Genomic DNA, 20,575 nt, shown 5'->3' with positions numbered 1-20,575 from the left:
CCGTTATCACGCGGGGAAAGGAGCATTGCCCATGTCGATGAACAGCTTTGGACATCTTTTTCGCGTCACCACCTGGGGTGAAAGCCACGGGCCTGCCCTGGGGGCGACGGTCGATGGCTGCCCGCCGGGCGTGCCGCTGACGCCTGAGATGCTTCAGGTCTGGCTGGACAAGCGTCGACCCGGCCAGAACAAGAACATGACCCAGCGCAACGAACCGGACGCGGTGCGCATCCTGTCGGGTGTCTATGAAGGGGTGACCACGGGCACGCCGATCCAGCTTATGATCGAAAACACCGATCAGCGGTCGAAGGATTATGGCGAGATCGAAAAGACCTTTCGTCCGGGGCATGCCGATATCACCTATTGGCAGAAATACGGCATTCGCGATCCGCGTGGCGGGGGGCGGTCGTCCGCCCGTGAAACCGCCGCCCGTGTTGCCGCTGGCGGAGTCGCGCGTGAGGTGCTGAAGGCGCTGGCGCCGGGGCTTGAGGTCAAGGGTTACATGACCCAGATGGGCGACTTGCACCTGGACCGCGCGAAGTTTGATTGGGACGCGATTGACGGCAACGCTTTCTGGCTGCCCGACGCGACCGCTGCGGCGACGTGGGAGGATTACCTTCAGACCATCCGCAAGGAGCACGACAGCGTTGGCGCCGCAATTGAGGTCGTCGTGCGTGGTGCCCCGGCGGGCCTTGGCGCGCCGGTATATGCCAAGTTAGACACTGATTTGGCGGCCGCGATGATGTCGATCAACGCTGTTAAGGGTGTCGAGATCGGCGAAGGCATGGCCGCCGCCGCGCTGCGTGGCACCGCCAATGCCGATGAGATCTTCATGGGCGAAAACGGCCCGGAGTTCAGCTCGAACCACGCCGGGGGCATCCTGGGTGGGATATCGACCGGACAGGACATTGTGGTGCGCTTTGCGGTGAAGCCGACAAGTTCGATCCTGACGCCGCGCCAGTCGATCACCAAGACCGGAGAGCCGATCGAGGTGGTGACCAAAGGCCGCCATGACCCCTGTGTCGGCATCCGCGCCGTGCCGGTGGGCGAGGCGATGGCGGCTTGTGTCGTGTTGGATCACCTGCTGCTTCATCGCGGTCAGGTCGGGGACGGACCGCGCGGCCAGATCGGCTGATGCTGGCGATCCTTTCGATCACATTCCCGATCTATGCGGCGATTGCGCTGGGCTTTGCCCTGACGCGCCGAGGCTGGTTCAAACCTTCGGACATGAAAGTGCTGGGCGGATACGTTCTGAACGTCGCGCTCCCCGCGCTTTTGTTTCATGCGGTCGCGACCCGACCTGTCGGAGAGGTTTTCAATCCCGCCTATATGTCCGTGTTCCTGCTGGGTGGGCTGGGCACGATCTTGATGGCCTGGATTTGGTTTCGCCTGACCAGCGTCGAGGCCTCGCGCCGGGGGGTGGCGGTTATGGGCACGAGCTGCCCGAATTCGGGCTTTGTCGGATATCCGGTCATGTTGTTGGCTTTTCCCGACCTAGCCGGGTCGATCCTGGCGATGAACATGCTGGTGGAAAATTTTGTGCTGATCCCGACCAGCCTGATTTTGATGGAAATGGGGCGCGACGGGGCGCATGAGAGCTTGTTCGCCAAGCTGCGCGCCGTCATTTTGGGCGTGGTGAAACGCCCGATGGTAATCGCGCTGATACTGGGGCTGTGCGTGTCGATTTCGGGTCTAACCCTGCCCGAACCGGGCCTGCGTTTTCTTGGCATGTTGGCCGCGTCCGCCTCGGCGTTGGCGCTGTTTGCGATCGGCGGCACGTTGGTCGGGCTTCCGCTTAGGGGCAATCGTGCGCTTGCGGTGCAGATCACACTGGGCAAGCTGGTGCTGCACCCGACGCTGGTGTTTGCCGCGCTGGTTTGCCTGGGGGCGGGCCTGTCGTCCAACCTGCAGGCCGCGGTCATCCTGTCCGCGGCCATGCCGATTTTCACGATCTACCCGCTGTTCGCGATGGAACATGGTCGCGAAAGCATCGCCTCGCTGGCGCTTTTGGGCACGACGGTCGCAAGTTTTGCGACCCTCACGATCCTGCTGGGGTTTTTGACCTAGGCTGTGGCGGCGGTCAGGGCCGTGTCCATCAGCGCTTTGATCTCATCCTTGCCGGTGCCTGCCACGATGCGGCCCAGTTCCTGATCGCCTTTCAGCACGACCAGGGTCGACCGGCGTGGGATGTTCAGGCTTTTGGCCAGCGCGCTTTTGCCGTGTTCGTCCCAGTCCACGTTGATGAAAGTGATCGCCTCATAGGCCGGGTTTTCCCCCTTCAGGGCATTGATTACGCGTTCCTGCGCAGCGCAGGTCGAACACCAGCTGGCTTTGAAGTCCAGAAACACGGTTTCGCCGCGCTCAAGCGCCTCGGTTACCAGGCCGGGGGTATAGTCCATCACGGCGGCGCGGGCGGCCAGCGGGGCCAACGCGGCGCCAGCGGAAAGGGTGAGGAAAGTGCGACGTTTCATGGTGTGAGCTCCTTACAGTGAAACGGATAGATCGATCAGCCAGGCGGGCAGGGTTTGCACCGCCCAGGCTTCGATCATGTGATGGACGCGCAGCAGGATGGCGGCGCCAACGGTGATGAAGATGGCGCCCATGATGGGGCGCGATTTTTGCGCGATAACGCGCAGGGTGGCCTGCCGGCGCATGATGGCGGCGCGGGCGCCATAGCCCAGCGCGATGATGATGGTCGACACGCCCAGGGCAAAACCGATCATGATGGTGGTGGCCCAGAGCAGGCTTTGCCCCTGGCTGGCCAGGCTGATCGCGCCGCCCAGGGTGGGACCGATGCAGGGGGACCAGACGGCGCCCAGCAACATGCCGCCTAGAAACTGACCTTGCAGGCCAGAGCGGTCAACGTCCTCCAACCCCGCATCTGCGCGGGCGGACACGCCAGCGGTCGCGGTGGCGAAGCCTTCGGAAAACCGGGGCACCAGCAGGATCAGGCCAAAGCCGATCATCAGCACTGCGCCAGCATTTGCGATCATGCTTTCATCGATGCCCAGCGCATGCCCAGCCACGGTGACCAGCATACCGAGCACGACGAAGGACAGCGACATGCCCGCCGCCACGGCCAGCGGGCCGAACCTGCTGGCGTTCAACGCGGTGGCCAGCACGATGGGCAGCACCGGCAGAACGCAGGGGTTGATCAGGGTCAGTAGACCGGCGGCATATGCAAAGACGATTTCCATGCCGTCAACCTAACCGGGCCGGCGTGATTGTCACCTCACAAGAGGCGCCTGCGCAATCACGTCCGCGTGGGGTTTTGTTTCGAAAGCTGAACCATGAGAATGCCGATGGTGATGATCGCGACGCCCAAAACGTCGAGCCACCCCAGCGCTTCGCCCAGCAGAAGTGCTGCGATGGCGACGCCGAAGAACGGGTTCAGGAAATGGAACGTGGCCGCGCGAATGGCGCCGATCCGGGCGACAAGGGCGAACCAGATCCAGGTTGCCAGAAGGCCGGGGGCCAGCACCGTATAGGTGAAGGCGACGCCCAGTTGCCAGGTCCAGTTAACCGCGATGGTTTCGGTGAGGACAGAGGCGATGGCAAGGAAGAACGAACCGACGAACATCTGCAGCCCGACGATCATCATCAGGTTCCCGCCCGAGGACGCCATGCGCACCGAAAGCGTGGCAATTGTCAGCGCGCCCGCGGCGACGAAACACAGGATAACGCCGGTCACATCCACGCCACCCGTCAGACGCGACCCCATGATCAGGGCGACGCCGATGATGCCTGCGGCCAGTCCTGCCGCCGCCATCGGGCGCAGCCGGTCACCGAACACGATCCGTCCGGCAAGGGCGACCATCAGCGGCATGGTTGAGGCGATGATTGCGGCCAGCCCCGCCTCGATCCACTGCATCGCGACGAAGTTCAGTCCAAGGTAGAGCGCGTTTTGGCACAGACCGAAGATAACAACCGCGCGCCACTGGTTGCGGGTCAGGGTCCAGCTTTGGCCCAACGCGCGGGCAATCGCCACACCGATCAGACCCGAGATCAGAAAGCGAACGGCCAGCGACGCCAACGGCGGTGCGTCCGCCACGATGATCCGGGCCGACGTGAAGGCCGACGACCAGATCAGCGCAAAGGCCAGGCCCATGAAGATCGCGCGCAGGTCCATGTGGTCTCCGGGTAAAATGAAAAGGGCCGCCCAAAGGCGACCCTCTCCGAATTCATGATCGGGCGCAAGCCCGGCCGGTTCAGCCGTTCACGCTGTCCTTCAGCGCTTTGGCGATGGTCATTTTCACGACCTTGTCGGCGTCTTTGTGGATCTGCTCACCGGTGGCAGGGTTGCGCACCATGCGGGCCGGACGCTCGCGGCAGTAAATCTTGCCAACGCCGGGCAGAGTCACGGCACCACCAGCGGAAACTTCCTTGGTGATGATCGCGATGATCGCGTCCAACGCGCCAGAGGCGGACTTCTTGTCAGCGCCCATTTCTTCCGCCAGAGCCGCTACGAGCTGGGTCTTGGTCATCGGTCTTGCCATGTAATTTTCTCCTCACTATGCCCTGTTATAGGGGTTCATTGGCCGCATTTAACTGGATATGGTTGTTGTGCACAATCATTTGTGTGCCGAATGTGCGAAAAATCAGTGGTTTTTCGCTGTTTTTCCCCGCTTCCGCAGCGTCACCCATCCTAAAGAAACGCAGTTTCTTCGAACGAGCGCAGTTTCCGACTGTGGATGCGTTCCAGCGGCATCTCGCGCAAGATCTCCATCGCCTGGATGCCGATCTTCAGGTGCCGCCCGACCTGATCCTTGTAAAAGTCGCTGGCCATGCCAGGCAGCTTCAATTCGCCGTGCAGCGGTTTGTCACTGACGCACAGCAGGGTGCCATAGGGCACCCGGAAGCGGAACCCGTTGGCGGCGATCGTCGCGCTTTCCATGTCCAAGGCGATGGCGCGGGACTGGCTCAACCGTTGCACCGGCCCGTCCTGGTCGCGCAACTCCCAGTTGCGGTTGTCCAGACTGGCCACGGTGCCGGTGCGCATGATCCGTTTCAGTTCGAACCCCTCAAGCTTGGTCACATCTGCCACCGCCTGTTCCAGCGACCGTTGAATTTCCGCCAGCGGCGGGATCGGGATCCAGATCGGCAGATCGTCGTCCAACACCTTGTCTTCGCGCAGATAGGCATGTGCCAGGACGAAGTCGCCCAGACGCTGCGAATTGCGCAGCCCGGCGCAATGCCCGACCATCAGCCAGGCGTGCGGCCGCAGCACGGCAATGTGGTCGGTCGCGGTCTTGGCGTTCGATGGTCCGACGCCGATGTTCACCAGGGTGATCCCACCCCCATCGGCGCGGGTCAGGTGATAAGACGGCATCTGCGGCAGCTTCTCGGGCACCGGCAGAACGGCAGTCGGATCGGTGATCTCATGATACCCCGGCCCGACAAAGCTGTCATAGCCGCTGTCGGGATCGGCCAGCATGGCGCGGGCATAGGCCTCGAACTCCTCGACATAGAACTGGTAGTTCGTGAACAGAACGTGGTTCTGGAAGCTTTCTGGTCGTGTGGCGGTGTAATGCGACAGGCGCGCCAGGGAATAATCCACGCGCTGCGCGGTGAACGGCGCCAGCGGGCCCGAGCCATCCTCATGCGCGAAACCAAGCCCGTTCACGATGTCATCGTGGGTGGTCGCAAGATCGGGCACGTCGAACACGTCCCGCAAGGGGAAGGCCATCGCGCCTTCTTGCGGGACGGTGACCCTGGGGTCGTTCGCGACGGCGAAATGCACTGGAATGGGCGTGTGCGACAGGCCGATCAGAACCGGCACGCCGTGGTTCTCCAACAAAAGCCCGATCTGCTGCACCAGGTAATGCTCAAACAGATCTGGCCGCGTGATCGTGGTGGAGTAGGTGCCCGGCGCGCTGACGTGACCAAAGCTCAGCCTTGTGTCGACCTGGGCGTGGCTGGTCGTGGTCAGGCGGATTTCCGGGTAAAACGCGCGAAACCGGGTGGCCGGTTGCGCCCCGGTCGCGTTCTTTGAAAACCGGTCCACCAGGAAGGCGCAGGCGTCGGTATAAAGTGTCTTGAGCCGATCCACCGCGGCGCGGGCATCGGTGAACACTTCGTGGTCGCCCATGGGCGGGGTTTCGACGGGAAGGCGCAGGTCACTTGCGGGCATTATGTGTCCTCAAACAGGTCGGTCAGTTCAAATTTCGTCACATCCACCAGGCCAAGGTCGCTGATCCTGAGTTCTGGGATCACGACAAGCGCCAGCAGGGAATGCTGCATATAAGCGTTGTTCAGGGTGCAGCCACAGGCCTCCATCGCCTCGACCATCTTTTGCGCCTTGGCGGCGACGGTTTCTGCGTGATCGTCGGACATCAACCCGGCGACGGGCAGCTCCACCAGCGCCAGTTCGCGCCCGTCCTGCCAGACGGTGACGCCGCCGCCGACCTCGCCCAACCGGTTCGCCGCCAGCGCCATATCTTCACGTGACGTGCCGACGACGATCATGTGGTGGCTGTCATGGGCAACGGTCGAGGCCATCGCCATTCGACCTTTGTAGCCGAAGCCGGACACAAACCCGTTTGTCACATCACCGGTCGCACGGTGGCGTTCGACCAGTGCGATTTGGCAGACATCCTGCGCCACGTCGCCTTCTACAACAGTGTCTATGACGGCCAAATCGGCGGTCAGCGCCTTGGTCGGCGCCTGGTTTTCGATCACCCCGATCACCTTGGCGGTGACGGAATTGGCGCCCTCGGGGGCGTGGATTTCGAAGTCTACGGCGCCCAGATCCTTGCCCAGATGCACCGTGTTGCGGGCATGGTCGGGCCAGGAAAGATGCGGAAAGTCGACAGTGACCTTGCCGGCCTTGGCCACGGTCATGCCTTTCGCGATCACCCGGTTGATGGGCAATGTGCGCAGGTCATCGGTCAGGATCACATCGGCCCGCCGTCCGGGCGCGATCTGTCCAAGCTCACGCTCAAGCCCAAAGTGGCAGGCGGTGTTGATCGTCGCCATTTGCAGCGCGATCAACGGGTCACAGCCGCAGTCGATCGCATGACGCACGACGCGGTTCATGTGGCCGTCATTCACCAAGGTGCCGGAATGGCAATCGTCGGTGCACAGGATGAACCCGCGCGGATCCAGTCCCTTTTCGGTGACCGCGCTGATCTGTGTTTCCACATCATACCAGGCGCTGCCCAATCGCATCATCGACTTCATGCCCTGACGCACGCGGGCCACCGCGTCGGCCTCGCAGGTGCCTTCGTGATCATCCGCCGGACCCCCGGCGACATAGGCATGGAAGGCGGGGCCAAGGTCGGGGCTGGCATAATGCCCACCCACGGTCTTGCGCGCGTTCTGTGTCGCGGCGATTTCCGCCAGCAACTTGGGGTCGGCGTTGATCACGCCAGGGAAATTCATCATTTCCCCCAGTCCGATGATGCCGGACCAGGTCATCGCTTCGGCCACGTCCTCGGGGGTGATTTCAAAGCCGGTCGTCTCCAACCCCGGCGCGCTGGGCGCGCAGCTGGGCATCTGGGTAAAGATGGAAACGGGCTGCATCAGAGCCTCATCATGCATCAATCGCACGCCTTCCAGCCCCAGCACGTTGGCGATCTCGTGCGGGTCGGTGAACATGCTGGTGGTGCCGTGCGGCGTGACCGCCCGGGCGAACTCTGCCGGGGTCAACATGCCGCTTTCGATATGCATATGCGCGTCACACAGGCCGGGGATCAGGTATTGTCCGTCGGCCTCGATGATCTCGGTTTCCGGTCCGATGCAGTGGCTGGCGTCCGGGCCGACATAGGCAAAGCGCCCGTCGGCGATGGCCACTTGCCAGCCATCCAGCACCTCTCGCGTGTGCACGTTCACGACACGCCCGCCACAGATCACACTGTCCGCGGCGTCGCGTCCCGCAGCCACGGCCACCAGCCGCGCCGCACTTTCAGGCCAAGTTTTGAATGATGTCTTTTCCATGGACCAATTGTTCAAATTTCCCAGTCTTGCGCAAGCCCGAAACTCTGTCGCGATTGTGATAGCCCTGTCGCGATCGTCGTGCCCAACTTGTGACAACAAGGAGATTGCACATGAGCGTTACCGACCTGCAACCGAACATGAACCATTGGCAAGAGCGCGTGGACATGGCCGCCGCGTTTCGCTGGACCGCGCGACTGAACATGCACGAAGGCGTGGCCAACCACTTTTCACTGGCCGTGAATGATGATGGGACACAGTTCCTGATGAATCCGAACCAGGTGCATTTCAGCAGGGTTAGAGCCTCAAACCTGCTGTTTCTCGATGCGAATGACCCGGGAACGTTGGCGGGTTCCGATGCGCCGGACCCGACGGCCTGGGGTCTGCACGGATCGCTGCACCGCCGCTGTCCGCACATCCGCTGCGCCATGCATGTGCATTCGATTCACGCCACGGTTCTGGCGTCCCTGGCCGACAGTCGCCTGCCGCCAATCGACCAGAATTGTGCAACGTTCTTCAACCGCTATGTGATCGACGATCAATACGGCGGGCTGGCGTTTGAAGAGGAAGGCGAACGCTGCGCCGAGCTGTTGTCCGACCCGCAGAAAAAGACCCTGATCATGGGCAATCACGGCGTCATGGTCACTGGTGCAAGTGTCGCCGAAACGTTCAATCGGCTGTATTATTTCGAACGCGCCGCCGAGACCTATATCCGCGCGCTGCAAACCGGCCAGCCCCTGCGCGTGCTGCCCGACGACATCGCCGAGAAAACAGCGCGTGAGCTTGAAAGCTATCCAGAGCAGGATGTGCGGCATCTGGCCGAGCTCAAGGCGATCCTGGACGATGAGGGGTCGGACTATGCCCAGTAGCAAGGAGTGGAATTACCACCCGGAGCTGCCGTTGGACGATCCTTCGATCTTCAAATGGCCGCCCGATCCCGGGTTTCTGGTCCGCTGGTTTGCGCGCAACTGGCTGACCCTGTCGGAACGTGTGATCTTGCTGATCCTGGCCGTCGCGGCGTGGTATTTGCTCTATCCGTCACTGGAAACGGCGCAAAGCTTCGCCTTTGGCTGGGTTTTGCAGGTCTGGCTGGTCAACATGGGCATCATGATCGCCTCTGCCGGGGGGCTGCATTTGTATTTCTACATGCGAAAAGGGCAGGGAAAGACCCTGAAATTCGATCCTCGTGATCAGGCGAGGGGCAACCGACTGTGGAATTTCAAGAACCAGGTTCATGACAACATGTTCTGGTCGTTGGGATCGGGTGTCGCGCAACTGACCCTGTTTCAGATCGTGACCATGTGGCTGATGGCGAACGGGTATACGCCGATGATCACGCTGGGGTCTAACCCGGTCTGGTTCGTTGCGTTTCTGGTGCTGATCCCGATCTGGTCCGCGTTTCATTTCTATTGGGTGCACCGCCTGTTGCATGTGCCGTTTCTGTACAAACGCGTGCATTCCCTACACCACCGGAACGTGAACATCGGACCGTGGAGCGGGTTTTCCATGCATCCGGTTGAGCATTTCATTTACCTGACCACCCTGTGCCTGCACTGGGTCGTGGCCAGCCATCCAATTCATCTGATTTTCCACGTTTTCTATCAGGGGCCGGGGGCTGCGATGACCCACACGGGTTACGAAGACCTGTTGATCCGCGACAAGCGGCGGTTGGCGTTGGGCACGTTTTATCACCAGCTGCATCACCGGTTTTACGAGTGTAACTATGGCAATCAGGAAATGCCCTGGGACCGGTGGTTTGGCACCTTCCATGACGGCTCGTCCGAGGCCACGCAGGCCACACGCGCGCGCAAGAAGAAGATGTATGAATAGGCTCTAACGCACCGGAAAACGCATCTGCCGCGGGGTTTGGCCGAACTCTTCGCGAAAGGCCCGGGTGAAGGCGCTGGCGTCCTGATATCCGGCGCGCAAGGCAATCTCGGCCACCGGAAGATCGCTTTCCAACACCAGTTTGCGCGCCGAGATCAGGCGTAGGCGGCGATAGATCGCCTGCGGCGTGGCACCCAGCTCCTGGGCCACGCGGGCCTCAAGATCCTTTTGCGACCGGCCCACGCGTCGGGCGATTTCGCGAATTGTCAGCGGGTGTTCCAGATTGGTCTGCATTTCGCTAACCGCCCGCGCGACAGAGCGGTTGCGGGCCAGCGGGGCATCCTGCGGCCCGGCGGCGGCGGCGCTCATGAACAGGGTCGCGACCTCAAGGCGCAAGGCTTGCCCCTGGCGCTGTCCGATCAGGGCCACCATCAGGTCAAACGCGGCCTGCGCGCCGGAGCATGTGACCCGATTGCCGTCGATCACATGGCGTTCGCGGGTAACGTCAACCTCGGGAAATGCCTCGGCGAATTGCTCCAACTCCTCCCAGTGGATCGTGGCGCGGGCGCCGTCCAGCAGCCCGGCGGCGGCCAACAGCCAACTTCCGGTGTCGAACCCCGCCATCGTGTGCCAGCGCTTTGACGCGGCCCGCAGTGAGCGGGCGGTGGGGCCGGCGAGGTCCTGAAACCGGTAACTGGGCATGGCGATCAGCATGTCACCGCGACAATCGCCCACCCGCCCATGCGCCGTGACCTGCATCCCGCTGGAGGACGTCGCGGGCCCGCCATCAAGGGTCAGGAACCGCCAGTGATACAGGTCAAGCCCCGCCAGCGCGTTGGCCGCGCGCAAGGGCTCGACCGTGTTTGCCAGACACAGGGCCGAGAATTCGTCGAACAGAAGCACATCCACCTGCTGCGGTGCGGCGTGTTGTTTTGCCCAAGATCGCATGATTATTACTAACCTTGCATGATACCGGGGGGCAAGTCACGGCAGCCTGTTCGGACACGCAAACAGGATGTGACCCATGCAATACGGCCTGACCGAAGAACAGGAAATGATCGCCGCGACCGTGCGATCCTTTGTTGAGAACGAGATTTACCCGCACGAGGATCTGGTGGAACGAACCGGCGAAGTCCCCGCCGAGATCGCGCAGGAGATCAAGCAAAAGACGCTGGACCTTGGATTTTACGCCTGCAATTTCCCCGAAAGCGTGGGCGGTGCGGGCTTGTCGCACATGGATTTCGCCATTGTCGAACGTGAGCTTGGACGTGGGTCGATGGCGCTGAACCACTTTTTCGGGCGGCCGCAGAATATCCTGATGGCCTGCGACGGGGATCAGGTCGACCGATACCTCATGCCTGCCGTGCGCGGCGAAAAGATGGACGCGCTGGCGATGACGGAACCGGGTGCCGGGTCGGATGTGCGCGGCATGAAGTGTTCCGCCGTGCGCGATGGTGGCGATTGGGTGCTGAATGGCACCAAGCATTTCATCTCGGGCGCGGATCACGCGGATTTCTTCATCGTTTTCGTGGCCACCGGCGAAGATCACACGCCGCGCGGGCCGAAAAAACGCATCACCACGTTTCTGGTTGATCGCGGCCACCCGGGCTTCACCGTGCGCGATGGCTACAAGTCGGTGTCGCATCGCGGCTACAAGAACATGATCCTGGAGTTCGACGATTGCCGCCTGCCTGACGCGCAGGTGCTGGGCGAGGTCGATGGCGGGTTTGAGGTGATGAACACCTGGCTCTATGCCACCCGAATCACCGTCGCGACCATGTGCGTGGGTCGGGCGCGGCGCGTGTTCGACTATGCGCTGGACTATGCCGCGCAGCGTGAACAATTCGGTCAACCGATTGGCAAATTCCAGGGCATCGGTTTCCAGATCGCCGACATGATCACCGAGATTGACGCGGCAGATCTTCTGACCCTTGCCGCCGCTGATCGGCTGGACAAAGGGCTTCCCTCAAACCGTGAAATCGCCTCGGCCAAGCTCTATGCGTCCGAGATGCTGGCGCGTGTGACCGACGCTGCGATCCAGGTGCACGGCGGTATGGGATTGATGGACGATTTTCCGTTGGAGCGTTTCTGGCGCGACGCGCGGGTGGAACGGATCTGGGATGGCACCAGCGAGATCCAGCGCCACATCATCGCCCGTGACCTTCTGAGGCCGCTCGGTGCGTAAGCTCAACCGACTGTTCCGACCGTGCAGCATCGTTGTCATCGGTGGCGGTGCCTGGTGTGGAGAGGTCGTGAAGCAATGCCACAAGATGGGCTTCTCCGGCGATGTCTGGCGGGTGCACCCGAAAGGCGGAGAAGGTGTCTATCGCACCCTGGAATCGCTTCCCGGCGTGCCAGACGCGGCCTTCATTGGCATCAATCGCCACGCGACGATTGAGGCGGTTCAGGTCCTTTCTGACATGGGCGCGGGCGGTGCGGTCTGCTTTGCCAGCGGGTTCTCCGAGGCCGCAGCCGAGGACGCACAGGGCCATGACCTGCAGACCGAGCTTTTAGCCGCCGCTGGCGACATGCCGATCCTGGGTCCCAATTGTTATGGCTTCATCAACGCGCTGGACGGCGCGCTATTGTGGCCCGATCAACACGGTGTCGTACCGGTTGAGCGGGGGGTGGCGATCCTTACCCAAAGCTCAAATATCGCCATCAACCTGACCATGCAGGCACGCGGCCTGCCATTGGCCTATACTGTAACCTGCGGAAACATGGCGCAGACCGGGCAGGCCGAGATCGCCATCGGCCTATTGGATGACCCGCGCGTCACGGCCATCGGTCTGCACGTCGAAGGATTCGGCGATTTGCGGGCGTGGGAGGCCTTAGCACGCAAGGTGTATGACAAGGGCGTGCCGCTGATCGCGTTGAAGGTTGGGCGCAGCGCGCAGGCACAGGCTGCGACCGTGTCGCACACCGCGTCGCTTGCGGGTGGGGATGCCGGGGCGCAGGCGTTTCTGGACCGCTTGGGCATTCCCCGCGTGCACAGTCTGCCCACTCTGATCGAGACGCTGAAGTTGCTGCATGTGACCGGGCCTTTGCCGTCAAACCGCTTGGCCTCTGTGTCCTGTTCCGGGGGGGAGGCAAGCCTGGCCGCGGACACTGCACATGGGCGAAATGTCGAATTTCCACCGCTAAACGCGCACCAAAAGCAGGCGCTCGGCAAAGCGCTTGGTCCGATGGTCGCCCTGGCGAACCCGTTGGATTACCACACATATATCTGGCGCGATACGGAGGCGATGACCGATGCCTGGTCGGCCATTGTCGACCCAACGCTGGCGCTGACGATGCTTGTTGTCGACTATCCGCGCACCGATCGCTGCGATGCGGGCGACTGGGTTTGTGCAACGCAGGCGGCGATTGCGACCAAGGCGCGGACCGGGGCGAATGTCGCCATGGTCGCGACCTTGCCCGAACTCCTTCCTGAGGAGATATCACAGCAGCTTCTTGCGGGCGGGGTGGTGCCAATTTTGGGTCTGGATGAAGCCATCCAGGCCGCAGAGGCAGCCGCCGCGATCCGCGCGCCAGAGCCTGTTCCGCTGTGTCTTCCGGGGGCTGACCGCCAGGGCGAAACCCTGTCCGAGGCTGCGGCCAAGGCGCGGTTGGCGGATCACGGGCTTGTCGTGCCACAAAGCCGATCCGGCCCTGACCCGGCAACGATGGCTGAAAAAGTTGGCTTTCCCGTCGCGCTGAAGGGCGAAGGGATCGCGCATAAGACCGAAGCGGGCGCGGTGGCGCTTGGCCTTCGGACGGCCTCTGACGTCACGCAAGCCGCAGCCGTTATGCCGACCGAGCGCTTTTTGGTTGAGGAAATGGTCGCTGACGGAGTGGCCGAGCTTTTGATCGGCATCACCCGCGACCCGGCGCATGGCTTCGTGTTGACCCTCGCCGCCGGGGGCACATTGACCGAGCTGTTGAAAGACAGCGTCTCGTTGCTTGTCCCGGTGACGCCTGAGGCGATCAAACAGGCTCTAACCCGCCTGAAAATGTGGAAGTTGCTGACAGGCTACCGCGGTGCACCCGCGGCGGATCTGGCCAGCATTCTGGACGCGGTTGCGGCGGTGCAGGCTTACGTTCTTGCCAATGCGTCCCGCGTGGAAGAAGTTGAAGTGAACCCGCTGATCTGTACCCCCACCCGCGCGGTGGCCGCAGATGCGCTGATCCAAGAGGCCCCCGATGACTGACCCTGTGAAAACAAAGCGCGACGGCGCAATCCTGCATGTGACCCTGGACCGCCCTAAAGCGAATGCAATTGACCTGATGACCAGCCGTCGCATGGGCGAGGTGTTTCGCGACTTTCGCGATGACCCGGACCTGCGGGTGGCGATCATCACTGGCGGCGGCGACAAGTTCTTTTGCCCCGGCTGGGACCTGAAAGCGGCTGCTGACGGGGACGCGGTGGATGGCGACTATGGTGTCGGCGGGTTTGGTGGGTTGCAGGAACTGCGCGATCTGAACAAACCGGTGATCGCCGCCGTGAACGGCATTGCCTGTGGCGGCGGGCTGGAACTGGCGTTGTCAGCGGACATGATCCTTGCGGCCGATCACGCCAGTTTCGCGCTTCCCGAAATCCGCTCGGGCACCGTTGCAGACGCGGCCAGTGTGAAGCTGCCGAAACGAATTCCCTATCACATCGCGATGGAGCTTCTGCTGACAGGGCGTTGGTTCGATGCCGACGAGGCGCACCGCTGGGGGCTGGTGAATGAAATTCTGCCGGCTGACCAGTTGATGGACCGCGCCTGGGAGCTTGCCCGCCTGCTCGCCAGTGGTCCGCCTCTGGTCTATGCCGCGATCAAGGAAATCGTGCGCGACGCTGAGGATGCCAAGTTCCAGGACGCGATGAATCGCATTACCAAGCGGCAATTGCGCAGTGTTGACGTGCTGTATGACAGCGACGATCAGCTGGAAGGCGCGCGCGCCTTTGCGGAAAAGCGTGACCCGGTCTGGAAAGGCGAATAAGGCTTAAACCTTGCGGAAAATGGCCATTTTGCCTTCGTCCTTGGCGTGATCGCCCTGGGCGTTCGCGCCGTAGTATCGCACAGGGACCAGCTTCAGATCATGGATCTGGCTGTGCAGTGCGGCCAGTTTCGCGGCGAAGCCTTCGCTTTCGAAATGCTCTCCGTTAATTGTGATCACAAACAGCGCGCCGGGGGCGGCGATGCGGAGCAGCTGATCGAACGCATCTGGTCCGACATGGCCAAGGGTAAAGGTTCCCGCGCTGATGATCCCTGCATACGTGCCGTCTTTCACGTCCATCGGCTGGGTGATGTCGCTGGCAAATAAGGAGCGATAGGTCTTCTTTTCGTCGGCAACGGCCAGCATTTCCGGGGAAATATCGGTGCCATCGACCGGACCCACGCCCTGCGAAGTCAATCGTTCCCCCACCAACCCGGTGCCCGCCCCGACATCCAGCACCGGCCCGTGTCCACCCGCCTTCACGAAGGCATCGGCGGCATGGAACGGCAGTTGATAATCCATCTCGGCCACGAAGGTGCTGTCATAGCTGTCGGCCCACCGGGCATAGAGGCGTCGGTTGTCCTCGGGTGATTTCAACGCATAGGCGTTGTTCAGCTCATCATCTTGGGTCATGCTGCCATCAGGCGGCAGGGACGCAGTCAAATCAAGAGCTTTCCGGCAAAACAGGGTCTATTATGAGTAAAACGCTTCTGATTTTCGGTTATGGCTACACGTCGCGTGCGTTGGGTGAGCGCCTGAGCGCGCAGGGGTGGGAGGTCATCGGAACCACCCGAAACGGGCGGGACGGAACCTTGCGTTGGCCGGGCACGGACATGTCCGATGCCTTGGCGCGCGCCACGCACTTGCTGATCTCAATTGCCCCGTCGGCTGACGGGGATCCGGTTCTGAGCGCACTTGGCGACAAGATCGCGGCCAAGACGTTCGACTGGGTTGGGTATCTGTCGACCACAGGGGTTTACGGTGACCACAATGGGGGCTGGGTGGATGAGGCAACGCCCCTAACCCCCTCAACCCCGCGTGGGCGCCACCGTGTGGCGGCCGAAGCCGGGTGGCGCGCCCTGGGGCTGCCTTTGCACATCTTCCGGCTTGCGGGCATCTATGGCCCTGGGCGTGGGCCGTTTGCAAAAGTGCGGGCGGGTACGGCGCGGCGGATCATCAAGCCGGGTCAGGTGTTTTCGCGCATCCATGTCGATGACATCGCGCAGGTGCTGGCGGCGTCGATTGCGCGGCCTGGTCCGGGCGCGGTCTATAATGTCTGTGATGACCTGGCTGCCCCACCTGAAGATGTGCTGGGCTTTGCAGCCACGCTTTTGGGCCAGCCGTTGCCGCCAAAAGAGGATTATGCCACAGCGGAAATGTCCGCCATGGCACGCAGTTTTTATGCGGAATCAAAACGTGTGCAAAACGACCGGATCAAGGAAGACCTGGGCGTCGTCTTGCGCTACCCGACCTATCAGGACGGGTTGCGCGCCTTGCTTGCAGCCGAGATCTGAAGATCAGCCCTGGGGACCGTTGTTGCCCATGGTCGACAGCAGCAGGATGAGGAACATCACCGGGACCAGCCAGCTGCCGTCGGTCGAGGACCCTGCGGCCTCTTCCACGATAACGTCTGCTTCGACGATCGGGTCGCTCAGCGCGCCAGCAAAGGCGGAGGTGGCAGTCAGGGTGATCGCGGATGCCAGGAGAAACTTTTTCATGGTCTTGCCTCGTAAGAGTTAAACTTTGGAGTGGATAAAGGTTAAAACGCGTGGAAAGTCCACGTTCCTACGGGTTTTCCCCCGGTTTTCCCTGTTATCTGTTGCAAACAAACGTCAAGCGCGCCGGGTTTCGATCGCCGTGACACCCAAAACCTCCAGCACCTTCGCCTCGATATCTGCAGCTGACAGGCCGGCGGTGGCATACATGTCGGCCGGGCTGGCGTGGTCGATGAACGTGTCGGGCAGGGTCATGGAGCGGAACTTCAGCCCCGCGTCGAACACGCCTTCGTCGGACAGAAGCTGGGCGACGTGGGATCCGAATCCGCCCACCGCACCTTCTTCGATGGTGATCAGCGCCTCGTGATCGGCGGCAAGCGCCAGGATCATGTCGCGGTCCAGTGGCTTGGCAAACCGGGCGTCGGCGACGGTTGGCGTGATGCCCTTGGCTGCCAGTTTCTCGGCCGCCCTTTCGACCTCGGACAGGCGCGTGCCGAACGACAGGATCGCAACGCGGCTGCCGTCACGGATCATCCGGCCCTTGCCTATCTCCAGCACTTCGCCGCGGTCAGGCAGGTCAACGCCAACGCCTTCGCCGCGCGGATAGCGGAAGGCCGAGGGGCGGTCGTCGATGCTGGCGGCGGTGGCGACCATGTGCATGAGCTCGGCCTCGTCCGCGGCGGCCATCACCACGATGTCGGGCAGGTTGGCCAGGAAGGCGATGTCAAAGCTGCCCGCATGGGTCGCGCCGTCGGCGCCTACCAGGCCCGCGCGGTCGATGGCAAAGCGCACAGGCAGGCGCTGCACCGCCACGTCATGCACCACCTGGTCATAGCCACGTTGAAGAAACGTCGAATACATCGCGCAGAACGGTTTCATTCCGCCCGCCGCCAGCGCGGCGGCGAAGGTCACGCCGTGCTGTTCGGCAATGCCCACGTCGAAGGTGCGCGACGGGTAGCGGTCCAGCATCTGGCCCAGCCCGGTGCCATCGGGCATCGCGGCGGTTACGGCGCAGATTTTGTCATCCTCGGTGGCCAGATCGACCAGCGCCTTGCCAAACACCGAGGTATAGCTGGGCGCGTTCGAGGGTGCCTTGTGCTGCTTGCCGGACAGAACGTCGAATTTCGCAGTGGCATGGCCCTTGTCGTCGGCGGTCTCTGCCGGGCCATAGCCCTTGCCCTTTTTGGTCAGCACGTGGATCAGCATCGGCCCGGTGGCGCGGTCGTGAACCGTGCGCAACACGCTCAGAAGCTGCTCCATGTCGTGGCCGTCGATCGGACCGACATAGGAAAACCCCAGTTCCTCGAACAGGGTGCCGCCGACGGTCATGCCCTTCAGCATTTCCTTGGCGCGGCGGGCGCCTTCCTGAAACGGTTCAGGCAACAGGCTGACCGCGCCTTTGGCGGCAGCTTTCATCTCCTGGAACGGCTCGCCAGCATAAAGCCGCGAGAGATAGGACGACAGTGCGCCAGTCGGCGGCGCGATGGACATCTCGTTGTCGTTGAGGATCACGAACAGGCGTTTGCCCAAGTGACCCGCGTTGTTCATCGCCTCGAACGCCATGCCGGCGGACATGGAGCCATCGCCGATCACCGCGATCGCATCGCCGATCCCGTGTTCGGGCGCGCCGCCCAGGTCGCGGGCAACGGCAAAGCCCAGTGCTGCGCTGATCGAGGTCGAGGAATGCCCGGCACCGAACGGGTCGAACGGGCTTTCGGTGCGTTTGGTGAAACCGCTCAGTCCCGTTTTGCTGCGCAGGGTGCGAATGCGGTCGCGGCGACCAGTGAGGATTTTGTGCGGGTAACATTGGTGCCCCACGTCCCAGATCAGCCGGTCGCGCGGGGTGTCAAAGATCGCGTGCAGCGCGACGGTCAGTTCCACGACGCCCAGACCGGCCCCCAGATGCCCGCCGGTTTCCGACACGGCGGAAATGGTTTCGGCCCGCACCTCGTGCGCCAGCTGCGCCAGCTCGCGGTCCGACAGCGCCTTCATGTCGGCGGGGGCTTGCACGCGGTCTAGGATCGGGGTGACGGGGCGGTCGGACATATTGTCCTCCAAAGGCGGTTACTTGTCCCGCGAGATAACGAAATTGGCGGCTTCTCGCAAGGTATCGGCGTTCGACCCGAACGGGGACAGGGCATCACAAGCGTCGGATACCAACGCGCGCGCGCGCGATTTGGCGCCGTCCAGTCCCAGAAGCGACACGAAGGTCGCCTTGCCCGCATCCGCGTCCTTGCCCACGGCCTTGCCGACGGCGGTGGCGTCGCCTTCGACGTCCAGAATGTCATCGGCGATCTGGAAGGCCAGACCCAGCGCGGTGGCATAGGCGCTCATCGGTGCGGGATCGGCCCCGGCCAGAAACGCGCCAGCTTCGGCGCTCCACCGGATCAGCGCACCGGTCTTTCCAGCCTGAAGCTCGGTGATTTCCTCAAGCGTCAGCGGGCGGCCTGCGGTTTCGGCGGCAATGTCCAGCGCCTGGCCGTGCACCATGCCTTCTTGCCCAGCCGCGCGGGCCAGTGTGGCGGTCAGCGCCACGCGGGCGTGGCCCACCGTATCGTGCGTCACCAGCTCAAACGCCAGCGACTGAAGCGCGTCGCCGACCAGAACGGCCGTGGCCTCGTCCCATTTCACATGCACCGTGGGCTGGCCCCGGCGCAGGTCGTCGTCATCCATGCAGGGCAGGTCGTCATGCACCAGAGAATAGGCGTGGATCGCCTCGATTGCGGCGGCGGGCCATACGGAAACGTCATCACTGACACCATGCAACCGGGCGGTTTCCATCACCAGAAAGGCGCGCAGCCCCTTGCCGCCACTGGTGGCATAGCGCATCGCCGCATCCAGTGCACCATCAGCATGGATCGCCCCATGGAGACAGGCCCGCGCGGCGGCCGAGGTATCATCCAGCCGCTGGGTGAACATCACATGCCGTCGACGGGCGTGGTGCCGGTGGGGACGCCGCTTGCATCCAGCGTGATCGCGGCGACCTTTTCCTCGGCCTCTTTCAGCTTCGCCTCGCAGCGGGCTTTCAGGGCCGCGCCGCGTTCGTACAGCGTGATGCTGTCCTCAAGCGCGACATCGCCGCGCTCCAACTGGCCCACGACGCCTTCCAGCGCGCGCATTGCTTCCTCAAAACTCATCTCTTCCACAGGTTTATCGCTCATGCGCCCCGCTCCATCATGACTCGGACATAGGCTTCGACGCTATCGGCCAAAGCGTCCAGATCATAGCCCCCTTCAAGCGACGAAACCACCCGGCCATCGCAGCATTCGTCAGCCAGATCGCAGATGCGATGCGCCAGCCATGCGAAATCTTCGGTTTCCCAATGCAGGCCCGCCAACGGGTCGCGCGAATGGGCGTCGAACCCGGCCGAAACGATGACCAGCTGCGGATCATACTCGCGCATCGCCGGAAAGATCTTTTCGTCCCACAGCTCGCGCATCACCTCGCCGCCGGTGCCTTCCTCCAGCGGGACGTTGATGATCTGCCCGAACGCGCCTTTCTGATGCGGTCCGCCGGTTCCGGGAAACAGCGGCATCTGGTGCGACGAGGCGAATTTGATCCGGCTTTCGTGCCACAACACATCCTGGGTGCCATTGCCGTGATGCACGTCGAAATCCAACACGGTCACGCGCATGAGGCCGTGAAACTCGATCGCATGAAGCGCCGCGATGGCGACGTTGGAAAACAGGCAAAACCCCATCGGGCGGGCCTTTTCGGCGTGGTGGCCGGGCGGGCGACAGGCAACGAAGGCGTTTTGCGCCTCGCCATCCAGAACCGCATCGACCGCAGCAAGACAGCCACCGACGGCAAACAGCGCCGCGTCCAGCGACCCGGGCGACAACGAGGTATCGGCGTCCAGCTGGGTCCAGCCCTCTTTCGGGGAGGCAGCAACGATCTTGTCGTAATAGAGCTTGGAATGCCCGCGCCGGATTTCGGCCAGCGCGCCCAGCGGCGCCTCACGCCGATCCAGTGTGTCGAAGTCGGGGGCGGCCAGCGCGGCCTCGATCGCCTCAAGGCGGGCAACCTGCTCCGGGTGGCCGGGCGGGTTCACATGGTTCAGGCAGGCGGGGTGGGTAAAAAGCGCAGTTGTCATGCGCGGACGCTAGGCCAATTCCGACGGGGCAACAAGGGAAGACGGT

Annotated in this window: 21 protein-coding genes; 8 read left to right on the top strand and 13 right to left on the bottom strand. The window is 62.6% G+C overall.

The genetic code is table 11. The annotated features are described in order from the left end of the window. Positions 1-31 precede the first annotated feature (31 nt). Together aroC and MN188_RS11325 are read left to right on the top strand one after the other, a co-directional pair. Entirely contained in the window at positions 32-1,135 is a 1,104-nt protein-coding gene (aroC, locus tag MN188_RS11330) for a chorismate synthase (RefSeq protein WP_242109171.1), read from the top strand. After that, positions 1,135-2,067, top strand: coding sequence for an AEC family transporter (locus MN188_RS11325; RefSeq protein ID WP_242109170.1), 933 nt, complete (start codon positions 1,135-1,137; stop codon positions 2,065-2,067). The genes aroC and MN188_RS11325 overlap by 1 nt, the downstream gene beginning before the upstream one ends. Here MN188_RS11325 and MN188_RS11320 read toward each other — a convergent pair. From MN188_RS11320 to ade, 6 genes are all read right to left on the bottom strand, one after another. Continuing rightward, positions 2,064-2,471, bottom strand: a complete 408-nt coding sequence (locus MN188_RS11320) for a thioredoxin family protein (protein WP_242109169.1) — start codon at positions 2,469-2,471, stop codon at positions 2,064-2,066. The genes MN188_RS11325 and MN188_RS11320 overlap by 4 nt on opposite strands. Positions 2,472-2,483: 12 nt before the next feature. Next, a complete protein-coding gene (locus tag MN188_RS11315; protein ID WP_242109168.1) occupies positions 2,484-3,197 on the bottom strand; it encodes a cytochrome c biogenesis CcdA family protein in 714 nt (237 codons plus the stop codon). A 56-nt stretch (positions 3,198-3,253) separates the two neighbouring features. Beyond that, positions 3,254-4,129, bottom strand: a complete 876-nt coding sequence (locus MN188_RS11310) for a DMT family transporter (protein ID WP_242109166.1) — start codon at positions 4,127-4,129, stop codon at positions 3,254-3,256. A gap of 79 nt (positions 4,130-4,208) precedes the next feature. Continuing rightward, on the bottom strand, positions 4,209-4,496 hold the full coding sequence (locus MN188_RS11305) for an HU family DNA-binding protein (protein ID WP_242109165.1): 288 nt from the start codon (positions 4,494-4,496) through the stop codon (positions 4,209-4,211). Between the two features lie 149 nt (positions 4,497-4,645). Then, a complete protein-coding gene (locus MN188_RS11300; RefSeq protein ID WP_242109164.1) occupies positions 4,646-6,130 on the bottom strand; it encodes an AMP nucleosidase in 1,485 nt (494 codons plus the stop codon). Then, positions 6,130-7,935 (bottom strand): adenine deaminase, encoded by a 1,806-nt coding sequence (gene ade, locus MN188_RS11295; protein ID WP_242109163.1) that lies wholly within the window; start codon positions 7,933-7,935, stop codon positions 6,130-6,132. Before ade ends, MN188_RS11300 begins: the two co-directional genes overlap by 1 nt. 110 nt (positions 7,936-8,045) lie before the next feature. Here ade and MN188_RS11290 point away from each other — a divergent pair, with 110 nt between their 5' ends. Both MN188_RS11290 and MN188_RS11285 read left to right on the top strand, forming a co-directional pair. After that, positions 8,046-8,801 carry a class II aldolase and adducin N-terminal domain-containing protein gene (locus tag MN188_RS11290; RefSeq protein WP_242109162.1) on the top strand — a complete coding sequence of 252 codons (756 nt, stop codon included), beginning with the start codon at positions 8,046-8,048 and terminating at the stop codon, positions 8,799-8,801. Continuing rightward, complete coding sequence (locus MN188_RS11285; RefSeq protein ID WP_242109161.1) at positions 8,791-9,762, top strand: sterol desaturase family protein; 972 nt, start codon at positions 8,791-8,793, stop codon at positions 9,760-9,762. The genes MN188_RS11290 and MN188_RS11285 overlap by 11 nt, the downstream gene beginning before the upstream one ends. 3 nt (positions 9,763-9,765) lie before the next feature. Here MN188_RS11285 and MN188_RS11280 read toward each other — a convergent pair whose 3' ends face one another. Continuing rightward, complete coding sequence (locus MN188_RS11280; RefSeq protein WP_242109160.1) at positions 9,766-10,707, bottom strand: GlxA family transcriptional regulator; 942 nt, start codon at positions 10,705-10,707, stop codon at positions 9,766-9,768. Positions 10,708-10,783: 76 nt separating this feature from the next. Here MN188_RS11280 and MN188_RS11275 point away from each other — a divergent pair, with 76 nt between their 5' ends. Genes MN188_RS11275 through MN188_RS11265 form a run of 3 tightly spaced genes read left to right on the top strand, consistent with a single transcriptional unit; the run spans position 10,784 to position 14,724 of the window. Further along, a complete protein-coding gene (locus MN188_RS11275) occupies positions 10,784-11,944 on the top strand; it encodes an acyl-CoA dehydrogenase family protein (protein ID WP_242109159.1) in 1,161 nt (386 codons plus the stop codon). Next, positions 11,937-13,949, top strand: a complete 2,013-nt coding sequence (locus tag MN188_RS11270; RefSeq protein ID WP_242109158.1) for an acetate--CoA ligase family protein — start codon at positions 11,937-11,939, stop codon at positions 13,947-13,949. The genes MN188_RS11275 and MN188_RS11270 overlap by 8 nt, the downstream gene beginning before the upstream one ends. Next, on the top strand, positions 13,942-14,724 hold the full coding sequence (locus tag MN188_RS11265) for a carnitinyl-CoA dehydratase (protein ID WP_242109157.1): 783 nt from the start codon (positions 13,942-13,944) through the stop codon (positions 14,722-14,724). Before MN188_RS11270 ends, MN188_RS11265 begins: the two co-directional genes overlap by 8 nt. A 3-nt stretch (positions 14,725-14,727) precedes the next feature. Here the strand turns inward: MN188_RS11265 and MN188_RS11260 are convergent, their stop codons facing one another. Further along, a complete protein-coding gene (locus tag MN188_RS11260) occupies positions 14,728-15,354 on the bottom strand; it encodes a class I SAM-dependent DNA methyltransferase (RefSeq protein ID WP_242109156.1) in 627 nt (208 codons plus the stop codon). 62 nt (positions 15,355-15,416) lie between these two features. Here MN188_RS11260 and MN188_RS11255 point away from each other — a divergent pair, with 62 nt between their 5' ends. Next, positions 15,417-16,235, top strand: coding sequence for an SDR family oxidoreductase (locus MN188_RS11255; RefSeq protein WP_242109155.1), 819 nt, complete (start codon positions 15,417-15,419; stop codon positions 16,233-16,235). Positions 16,236-16,238: 3 nt separating this feature from the next. Here MN188_RS11255 and MN188_RS11250 read toward each other — a convergent pair whose 3' ends face one another. The 5 genes from MN188_RS11250 to MN188_RS11230 form a co-directional block, all read right to left on the bottom strand. Continuing rightward, positions 16,239-16,439: a hypothetical protein gene (locus MN188_RS11250; RefSeq protein ID WP_242109154.1), complete on the bottom strand. Its 201-nt coding sequence runs from the start codon at positions 16,437-16,439 to the stop codon at positions 16,239-16,241. 114 nt (positions 16,440-16,553) lie between these two features. Next, on the bottom strand, positions 16,554-18,482 hold the full coding sequence (gene dxs, locus MN188_RS11245; protein WP_242109153.1) for a 1-deoxy-D-xylulose-5-phosphate synthase: 1,929 nt from the start codon (positions 18,480-18,482) through the stop codon (positions 16,554-16,556). 18 nt (positions 18,483-18,500) lie between these two features. Further along, positions 18,501-19,355, bottom strand: coding sequence for a polyprenyl synthetase family protein (locus tag MN188_RS11240; protein ID WP_242109152.1), 855 nt, complete (start codon positions 19,353-19,355; stop codon positions 18,501-18,503). Further along, positions 19,355-19,597: an exodeoxyribonuclease VII small subunit gene (locus tag MN188_RS11235; protein ID WP_242109150.1), complete on the bottom strand. Its 243-nt coding sequence runs from the start codon at positions 19,595-19,597 to the stop codon at positions 19,355-19,357. Before MN188_RS11235 ends, MN188_RS11240 begins: the two co-directional genes overlap by 1 nt. Then, complete coding sequence (locus MN188_RS11230) at positions 19,594-20,529, bottom strand: histone deacetylase family protein (protein ID WP_242109148.1); 936 nt, start codon at positions 20,527-20,529, stop codon at positions 19,594-19,596. The genes MN188_RS11235 and MN188_RS11230 overlap by 4 nt, the downstream gene beginning before the upstream one ends. Between the last annotated feature and the right edge of the window lie 46 nt (positions 20,530-20,575).

The organism is Aliiroseovarius subalbicans, from assembly GCF_022678625.1.
Lineage (GTDB): Bacteria > Pseudomonadota > Alphaproteobacteria > Rhodobacterales > Rhodobacteraceae > Aliiroseovarius_A > Aliiroseovarius_A subalbicans.
This window is presented reverse-complemented; position numbering and strand designations above follow the sequence as displayed.